Here is an 8,086-nt window from a genome sequence, read left to right on the forward strand (position 1 = left end):
GCAGCGGATCGCATGCCCGGCCCGGCGCGCCACCGCTCGGGCCGGCCTTCTCCAGCAACCGGGATTCCCGTCATGAGCAAGCGCCTCAACCCTTACGTCACCGCCCCCGACACGATGAAGCCGATGATCGCCCTCGAAGCGGCGGTCAAGGAGAGCGGCCTCGAGCACAGCCTCATCCATCTGGTGAAGATGCGCGCCTCGCAGATCAATGGCTGCGCCTATTGCCTGCACATGCACTCGGCCGATGCGCTCGAGGGAGGCGAGAGCCCGGCCCGGCTCTTCCTGCTCGACGCCTGGCACGAGTCGGCGCTCTATACCGCACGCGAGCGCGCCGCCCTCGCCTGGACCGATGCGCTGACCCTGATCGCCCAGACCCATGCGCCGGACGCGGCCTATGAGGAGGCGCTGCGCCATTTCAGCCCGGAGGAGATGGTGAAGCTCACCGTGCTGATCGGCACGATCAACAGCTGGAACCGGATCGCCATCGGTTTCCGCTCCGCCCATCCCGGCGACCGCCCGGCCGCCGCCGCGACGGCGGCCTGAGGCCCTCGCCATGGCGCAGCTCCCGGACGACGTCTTCGAGACGCATCGCCGTTTCCTGACCCGCCTCGCCTATCGCATGCTCGGCTCGATCAGCGATGCCGAGGACATCGTCCAGGAGGCCTGGCTGCGCTGGCGCGACGTGGCCCGCGACGCGGTCGAGGCGCCACGCGCCTATCTCGCCCGCACCGTCACGCGCCTCTGCCTCGACCAGATGAAATCGGCCCGCAGCCGGCGCGAATTCTATGTCGGCGCCTGGCTGCCCGAGCCGCTGGTCGAGGAGATCGGCGCCGCTCCGGCCGCGGAGGACGGGCTCGACGCGCCGATCGCGCTGATGCTGGCGCTGGAGCGGCTGACGCCGCTCGAGCGCGCCGCCTTCCTGCTGCACGATGTCTTCAACCTCGACTTCGCCGAGATCGCCCGCACCATCGAGCGCAGCGAGAGCGCCTGCCGCCAGCTCGCCAGGCGCGCCCGCGAGCATGTCCGCATCGACATGCCGCCGCGCAACAAGGTCGACCCCGCCGAGGCCAGGCGCTTCGTCGAGGCCTTCTTCAAGGCCGCCCACAAGGCCGATCCGAGCGAGCTTCAGGCCCTGCTGGCGCAGGATGTCGCCTTCCACAGCGATGGCGGCGGCAAGGTGCTGGCGACGCTGAACCCGCTCCACGGCATCGATCGCGTCTCGCGCTTCTTCGCCGGCCTCGCCCGGAAGCTCGTCAGCCGCGACCGGCCGACGACCGTGTTCAGGCCGGTCATCATCAACGGCCTGCCCGGCTATCTCAGCCTCGAACGCGGCGAGACCTTGCAGGCGACGGCGCTCGACGTCCGCGACGGGCGGGTCCACGCGATCTATGTGGTGCGCAATCCCGACAAGCTCCGGCACATCACGCTGACGGCCGGATAGAGCCGGTCAGCCGGGGAGCCAGGCGCCGCCGATCAGCACGATCTCGCCGAGGATCACCGCGAGCATCACCTTGCGCCGGTCGATCAGCACGACGGTCACGGCGGTGGCGAGCGCCGCCAGGCGCACGGCGAGCGGCACGCCGGCGAGCGCCCCCGGGGCCGCCAGCACCAGCTTGGCGACCACCCCGGCGAGCAGCGCGGTCGCGACCAGCCTGACCCATTCGAGCCAGGGCGAGCGCTCGTCGAGCCGTCTGGCGAAGGCGACGGCGAGCCAGCGCCAGATCTCGGTCGGCAGAACCGCGAACAGCAGCAGCGCCAGATAGGGCCACCACGGCCCGTCGAGGAGGGCGATCGGCTGGGTCATCCCCTGGTCTCCGGAGCCTTGCGCCGGCGCTGCACGAGGAAAGCGAGGCTGCCGCCGACGAGGCCGCTGACGATCAGGTCGAAGCCGCCGCCGATCGCCCAGCCCGCCATCGGAGCGAGCACGAGCCCGAGCCCGATGGCGACCTTGTCGCCGAGGCCGCGGATGCCTGCGGTCATCGAGCACAGGAAGAAGATCGGCGTCAGGCAGAGCAGCCCGGCCGCGACCGGCGCCGGCACCACGCCGGCGAGATGGAAGCCGGCATAGGTGGTGAGCGCGCTGACCGCGATCAGCGCGTTGGCGAAGCCGAGGAAATAGCCGACGCGCTGCTCGGGCGGGATCTGCGGCAGGCGCCGCAGCGCCTCGACCCAGGCGGTGACGGCGACGAAATGGGCGAGCAGCATCTGCTGCGCCACGCTTTGCCCCGGCCGCCGCAGCAGCGGCAGCAGCGCGACCGTCATCGGCAGGAAGCGCAGCGACGCGAAACCGATCGCGAGCGCGATCGCGCTCCAGGCGGCACCGCCGGCGATCGAGGCGAAGAACAGGACCTGCGACGGCCCGGCCCAGACCAGCACCGTCGAGAGCACCGCGGCCTCGACCGGATAGCCGACATCGCGGGCGAGCGTGCCGACCCCCATCAGCGACAGACCGACCACCCAGGCGGGCAGCATCAGCGCGTCGCGGAAGCCGCGGCCCCATGGCCGCAGCCATTGATTGGACGCGGCTTCGGTCATGCCGCCATCGCTCTGTCCGCGGGCGATGAGAGCGCCGCCGTCATTCCGGACGAGCGGCGAAGCTGTGCAGCTCCGGAATCCATCGAAGGGCCTTGCGCTCTGTGAGGGATTGCGGCGCTCCGGCCGGAATGCCGGAGGCTTTGTCGCCGATAGGCTTGACCCCCTCCCCACCACAAGCGGGAAGGGAACGCATTTGACAACCGAGCGGCTGCGCTGCGCCCAGCCTATGGTTTGAAAATCGGATCATCGGACCGCGGATATGAAAAAGGCCCGCGGTGACCGCGAGCCCCTCCGTTTAAGCCCAGGACGCCGGCAGCATGACAGCCGCCATGCCGCGCGCCGGCCCTGCATCCGGCGCAGGCCGGATCAGAAGCTCTTCATCGCCAGCCCGATCAGCTCCTGGGCGAAGTCGACGATTTCCTTCGGTACGCCGCCGACGGCCCGATAGCCGAGCCAGAGCAGGTAGAGGAAGGCGGGAACCACGATCCAGCCCAGCACCTCCTCGAAGACGATCCGCCGGCGGCGCCGGCGCGCCCGCTTCTCGAACCAGCCGAGCTTTTCCTTCGCTGCCGGAGCGGCCGCCTGTGCGGCGACCTCGCCCTCCTGCGCCCAGACGCTTTCCGGCTTACGCTTGAACCACACGGCGTCAGGCCTTCGTCAACGGGACTTTCGGAACGGTGCGGACGCCGCGCGCCGCTTTCGGCGGCTCGACCGGGGCGTCCGGCTTCGGCCCGCGCTTCGCGCCGCCCGCTCCGGCCTTGCCGGGCGTCCTGCCCGGGCCCTTGGCCCGCGGCCTGCGCGAGCGCTTCTCCGCCGCCGCCGCGACGTCCTTCTCCGGCTTCGGCTTGACCGGGCCGTCGGGGAATTCCAGGCCGAGCACCTTGATGCCGGTCTCGGACTGGATCACCACGACCTTGACCGCGCCGCCGTTCTTCAGCCGGCCGAACAGCACCTCGTCGGCCAGCGGCGTCTTGATCGTCTGCTGGATCAGGCGGGCCATCGGCCTGGCGCCCATCGCCTCGTCATAGCCGTTCTCGACCAGCCATTCGCGCGCCTCGTCCGAGAGCTCGATCGTGACGTTGCGATCGGCGAGCTGGGCCTCGAGCTGCAGCACGAACTTGTCGACGACGCGCGCCACCACCGATTTCGGCAGGTGGCCGAACGAGATCGTCGCGTCGAGCCGGTTGCGGAATTCCGGCGCGAACAGCTTGTTGATCGCCTCGGTATCGTCGCCCTCGCGCTTGCTGCGGGTGAAGCCATAGGCGTTCTTCGCCAGATCCGCCGCGCCGGCATTGGTGGTCATGATCAGGATGACGTTCCTGAAGTCGACCTGCTTGCCGTTGTTGTCGGTCAGTTTGCCGTGGTCCATCACCTGCAGGAGGATGTTGAACAGGTCGGGATGGGCCTTCTCGATCTCGTCGAGCAGCAGCACGCAATGCGGATGCTGGTCGATCTGGTCGGTCAGGAGCCCGCCCTGGTCGAAGCCGACATAGCCCGGAGGCGCGCCGATCAGCCGCGAGACGGTGTGGCGCTCCATGTATTCCGACATGTCGAAGCGGATCAGCTCGACGCCGAGCGAGGCGGCGAGCTGGCGCGCCACCTCGGTCTTGCCGACGCCGGTCGGACCGGCGAAGAGGTAGCAGCCGATCGGCTTCTCGCCGTCGCGCAGGCCGGCACGGGCGAGCTTGATCGACGAGGACAGCGCCTCGATCGCCTTCTCCTGGCCGTAGACGGTGCGCTTCAGCGTGGTCTCGAGATTGCGCAGCACCTCGGCATCGTCCTTCGAGACGGTCTTGGCCGGGATGCGCGCCATGGTCGCGATCGCCGCCTCGATCTCCTTGACGCCGATCGTCTTCTTGCGCCTGGCCTCGGTCACCAGCATCTGCGAGGCGCCGGTCTCGTCGATGACGTCGATCGCCTTGTCCGGCAGCTTGCGGTCGTGGATGTAGCGCGCCGACAGCTCCACCGCCGCCTTGATGGCGTCGTTGGTGTAGCGCAGCTTGTGGAACTCCTCGAAATAGGGCTTCAGCCCCTTCAGGATCTCGATCGTGTCCGGCACCGACGGCTCGTTGACGTCGATCTTCTGGAAGCGGCGCACCAGCGCCCGGTCCTTCTCGAAATACTGGCGGTATTCCTTGTAGGTGGTCGAGCCGATGCAGCGCAGCGAGCCGGAGGCGAGCGCCGGCTTCAGCAGGTTCGAGGCGTCCATCGCTCCGCCAGAGGTCGCACCGGCGCCGATCACCGTGTGGATCTCGTCGATGAACATGATCGCCTTGGGGTGCTGCTCGATCTCCTTCATCACCTGCTTGAGGCGTTCCTCGAAATCGCCGCGATAGCGCGTGCCGGCGAGCAGCGTGCCCATGTCGAGCGAGAAGACGGTGGCGTCCTCCAGCACTTCCGGCACCTCGCCGCGCACGATCTTCAGCGCGAGCCCCTCGGCGATCGCGGTCTTGCCGACGCCGGGATCGCCGACCAGGAGCGGGTTGTTCTTCTGCCGGCGGCAGAGGATCTGGATCGTGCGCTGCACCTCGGCCTCGCGGCCGATCAGCGGATCGATGCGCCCGTCCCGCGCCTTGCGGTTGAGGTTGATGCAATAGGCGTCGAGCGCGCTTTCCTTCTTCTTCTTGTCCTTGTCGCCCTCGCCGCCCTGCTCGCTGCGCTGGTCGCGCTGCTGCTCGGCCTCCTCCTCGGCGCCGCGCACCGGCCGGGTCTCGCTGGCGCCCGGGCGCTTGGCGATGCCGTGGCTGATGTAGTTGACCGCGTCGTAGCGGGTCATGTCCTGCTCCTGCAGGAAATAGGCGGCGTGGCTCTCGCGCTCGGCGAACATCGCGACGAGCACGTTGGCCCCGGTCACTTCCTCGCGGCCGGACGACTGGACATGGATCACCGCGCGCTGGATCACGCGCTGGAACCCGGCGGTCGGCTTGGAATCGTCGCGCCCGTCGGTGACGAGATTGGTCAGCTCCGCATCGATATAGTCGACGAGATTGCGGCGCAGCGTGTCGAGGTCGACGCTGCAGGCGCGCATCACCGCGGCGGCGTCCTGGTCGTCGACCAGCGCCAGCAGCAGGTGCTCCAGCGTCGCATATTCATGGTGGCGTTCATTGGCGAGCGCGAGGGCCCGGTGAAGCGCCTGTTCGAGGCTGCGCGAGAAGCTCGGCAATGTCAGCGCTCCCAGTCCAGTTTCGAGAGAACGGTGGTGTTCAAGGCTACTTCTTCTCCATCACGCACTGAAGCGGATGCATGTGCTTGCGGGCGAGATCCATCACCAGGGTCACCTTGGTCTCCGCGACCTCGTAGGTGAAGACGCCGCATTCGCCGACGCCGTTCTGATGGACATGCATCATGATGCGCGTCGCCTCGGCCCGGTCCTTGTTGAAGAACCGTTCCAGCACGTGCACCACGAACTCCATCGGCGTGTAGTCATCGTTGAGGATCAGCACGCGGTAGAGATTGGGCTTGCGCGTCCGGGTCCGGGTCAGGACGGCGGTGCCGGTCCCGGCGCGGTCGCCGTCGGAGGGGCCAGCCGGCGTCCGCGGCTTGGAGGCCAGCCGCGGCGCGAAACGGAACGCGGCTCCGCGCGGCTCGGCGCCGGCTGGCAGGTCCTGTTCGATCGGCATCGTGGCTGCGTGGCTCAAGGCGTCCCGTCCCGAAGGCTGACTTCAAGATAGTGCGTCGCCGGCGAATTTACAGGCGTCGCCCCTGCTTCGCCAGCCCGTTCCGCCGCCCGGTCACAGCGAAAGCCCGTTTTCGCACCCGACAAAGCAAAAGCCCGGCCAGAACGACCGGGCTTCTCAAAGCCTTGCGGCTGGTGCGCTGTCCGTTCGGCCGACACGGCCGAACGTCCTGGCAGTCGCGCCGAGCCTGGCTGCGTCCGCCGGCGCGGCCGGCTGCGCGCCGGATTACTTGCCCGGGGTCGGGACCGACTTGGCGACGATGCCCTCGAACGGCTTGTAGGCGTCCTTGGCGATCGCGGTGAAGAGCTCGCCGAACTTGGTGACCTGGGCGACATAGCCCTCGAACGCGGTCTTGACGTAGTCCGACTGGATCTCGATGGCCTTGTCGAGCGTCTTCACGCCGGCGAGCTTCTCGATCGTGGCCGTGCCGGCCTCGAACGACTTCTTGGCGTAATCGGTCGCCTCGACGGCGAGCGCCTGCACGCCCTTCGAGGTGGCGCCGAACGCCTTCAGGGCCGCGTCGACGTTCTCTTTGGAAGCCTTCTGGAGGGTCTCGAACTGCTGGATCTGGATCATGGTTTTCCCTCGGCGCTCCGGGGCGCCGCCTCTGCTGACGAGCCTGTGGCCCGGGTTGGGCGTCCCCAAAGTCAGATGAAGAGGTTCATCACCGGGACAGGCCTGATATTGTGCACCGCAACATAAAAGTCAAGAACGCGTTGCGTTGCATCAAACGCAGAGGCCCCCGGCGTGCATCGCCAATGGTTTGCAACCTGACGGGCGCGAGAAGACCGTTCGGCGCTTAACCCCTCCGTAACCGCATCCGCCTAACCTCTGCCCCTGTGTCCTTCGCGCCACGCTGCAAAGCCTGCGACGGACGGGTGGGTTAAGTTGAGGCGAGTTGCATGGCTTTTGGTTGCGTTGGGACCCGACGCGAACGCTGGCTTGCGTTCATCGGGCTGGTGAGTGCTGCTGCCGTCGCGCTGACCGCGACGGTCTCGCCCGCCGAGGCGGCGCGCAAGAAGCGGCGGCATGTCTCGGGCGGCTATGCCCCGCCCTATGCGGCGATGGTGGTCGACGCCAAGACCGGCCGGACCCTGCACGCCGTCAACGAGGATGCCCCGCGCATCCCGGCCTCGCTCACCAAGGTGATGACCCTCTATTTGCTGTTCGAGCAGATGGAGCGCGGCCGCTTCACCATGAATTCCGAGCTCAAGGTCTCGTCCTACGCCGCCTCGCAGCCGCCGACCAAGCTCGGCCTGCGCGCCGGTTCGACCATCGAGGTCGAGGACGCGATCAAGAGCATGATCACCCTGTCGGCCAACGATTCCTCGGTCGTGGTGGCCGAGAACATCGCCGGCTCGGAAGAGGCCTTCGCCGAGATGATGACGCGCAAGGCGCGCGCGCTAGGCATGGAGTCGACCCGCTTCCACAACCCGCACGGCCTGCCGAACTCGCCGCCGAACATCACCACGGCGCGCGACCTCACCATCCTGGCGCGGGCGATCCAGGAGCGCTTCCCGAAATACTTCCCGCTCTTCCAGATGCGCTCCTTCCAGTACGGCTCCCGCACCATCCGCGGGCACAACCGCCTGCTCGGCCGCATCGAGGGCGTCGACGGCATCAAGACCGGCTATACCCGCGCCTCCGGCTTCAACCTGATGACCTCGGCCAGGCTGGACGGCCGCCAGATCGTCTCCGTCGTGCTCGGCGGCCGCTCCGGCGCTGCGCGCGACAAGATCATGGCCGATCTCGTCGTCGCCAACCTGCCGCGCGCCGCCACCGGCGGCCGCAGCGCGCCGATGATCGCCGAGGCCGCCGAGCCGCAGCCGGAGCGCACCCGCGCCGTCGCGCCGGCTCCCGTTCCCGAGCCTCCT

The 8,086-nt window shown here is 68.4% G+C and carries 9 protein-coding genes; 3 read left to right on the forward strand and 6 right to left on the reverse strand.

Annotated elements, in window-relative coordinates; translation table 11 throughout:
* Positions 1-72 precede the first annotated feature (72 nt).
* Both CS1GBM4_RS17290 and CS1GBM4_RS17295 read left to right on the forward strand, forming a co-directional pair.
* Positions 73-543 (forward strand): carboxymuconolactone decarboxylase family protein, encoded by a 471-nt coding sequence (locus tag CS1GBM4_RS17290; RefSeq protein WP_186419978.1) that lies wholly within the window; start codon positions 73-75, stop codon positions 541-543.
* Positions 544-553: 10 nt separating this feature from the next.
* Entirely contained in the window at positions 554-1,441 is an 888-nt protein-coding gene (locus CS1GBM4_RS17295) for a sigma-70 family RNA polymerase sigma factor (protein WP_186419979.1), read from the forward strand.
* 6 nt (positions 1,442-1,447) lie between these two features.
* Here CS1GBM4_RS17295 and CS1GBM4_RS17300 read toward each other — a convergent pair whose 3' ends face one another.
* The 6 genes from CS1GBM4_RS17300 to CS1GBM4_RS17325 all read right to left on the reverse strand — a co-directional run bounded on the left by CS1GBM4_RS17300 (position 1,448) and on the right by CS1GBM4_RS17325 (position 6,788).
* Complete coding sequence (locus CS1GBM4_RS17300; RefSeq protein ID WP_186419980.1) at positions 1,448-1,804, reverse strand: AzlD domain-containing protein; 357 nt, start codon at positions 1,802-1,804, stop codon at positions 1,448-1,450.
* Positions 1,801-2,535: an AzlC family ABC transporter permease gene (locus tag CS1GBM4_RS17305; protein WP_186419981.1), complete on the reverse strand. Its 735-nt coding sequence runs from the start codon at positions 2,533-2,535 to the stop codon at positions 1,801-1,803. Before CS1GBM4_RS17305 ends, CS1GBM4_RS17300 begins: the two co-directional genes overlap by 4 nt.
* A gap of 366 nt (positions 2,536-2,901) precedes the next feature.
* Complete coding sequence (locus CS1GBM4_RS17310) at positions 2,902-3,177, reverse strand: hypothetical protein (protein ID WP_186419982.1); 276 nt, start codon at positions 3,175-3,177, stop codon at positions 2,902-2,904.
* A gap of 4 nt (positions 3,178-3,181) precedes the next feature.
* Positions 3,182-5,698 (reverse strand): ATP-dependent Clp protease ATP-binding subunit ClpA, encoded by a 2,517-nt coding sequence (clpA, locus tag CS1GBM4_RS17315; RefSeq protein WP_186419983.1) that lies wholly within the window; start codon positions 5,696-5,698, stop codon positions 3,182-3,184.
* Between the two features lie 46 nt (positions 5,699-5,744).
* A complete protein-coding gene (gene clpS / locus CS1GBM4_RS17320; RefSeq protein WP_186419984.1) occupies positions 5,745-6,155 on the reverse strand; it encodes an ATP-dependent Clp protease adapter ClpS in 411 nt (136 codons plus the stop codon).
* Positions 6,156-6,437: 282 nt separating this feature from the next.
* Complete coding sequence (locus tag CS1GBM4_RS17325) at positions 6,438-6,788, reverse strand: phasin family protein (protein WP_186419985.1); 351 nt, start codon at positions 6,786-6,788, stop codon at positions 6,438-6,440.
* A 326-nt stretch (positions 6,789-7,114) separates the two neighbouring features.
* Here CS1GBM4_RS17325 and CS1GBM4_RS17330 point away from each other — a divergent pair.
* On the forward strand, positions 7,115-8,086 hold a 972-nt coding region (locus CS1GBM4_RS17330), incomplete at its 3' end, for a D-alanyl-D-alanine carboxypeptidase family protein (RefSeq protein WP_186419986.1).

It is taken from the genome of Allobosea sp. CS1GBMeth4, from assembly GCF_900185715.1.
Taxonomy (GTDB): domain Bacteria; phylum Pseudomonadota; class Alphaproteobacteria; order Rhizobiales; family Beijerinckiaceae; genus Allobosea.

Bases quoted from the DNA above. Each gene is read 5' to 3' on its own strand.
- CS1GBM4_RS17290 (WP_186419978.1), top strand. From the start codon at position 73: ATGAGCAAGCGCCTCAACCCTTACGTCACCGCCCCCGACACGATGAAG.
- CS1GBM4_RS17325 (WP_186419985.1), bottom strand. From the start codon at position 6,788: ATGATCCAGATCCAGCAGTTCGAGACCCTCCAGAAGGCTTCCAAAGAG.
- CS1GBM4_RS17300 (WP_186419980.1), bottom strand. From the start codon at position 1,804: ATGACCCAGCCGATCGCCCTCCTCGACGGGCCGTGGTGGCCCTATCTG.
- clpS (WP_186419984.1), bottom strand. From the start codon at position 6,155: ATGCCGATCGAACAGGACCTGCCAGCCGGCGCCGAGCCGCGCGGAGCC.
- CS1GBM4_RS17295 (WP_186419979.1), top strand. From the start codon at position 554: ATGGCGCAGCTCCCGGACGACGTCTTCGAGACGCATCGCCGTTTCCTG.
- CS1GBM4_RS17305 (WP_186419981.1), bottom strand. From the start codon at position 2,535: ATGACCGAAGCCGCGTCCAATCAATGGCTGCGGCCATGGGGCCGCGGC.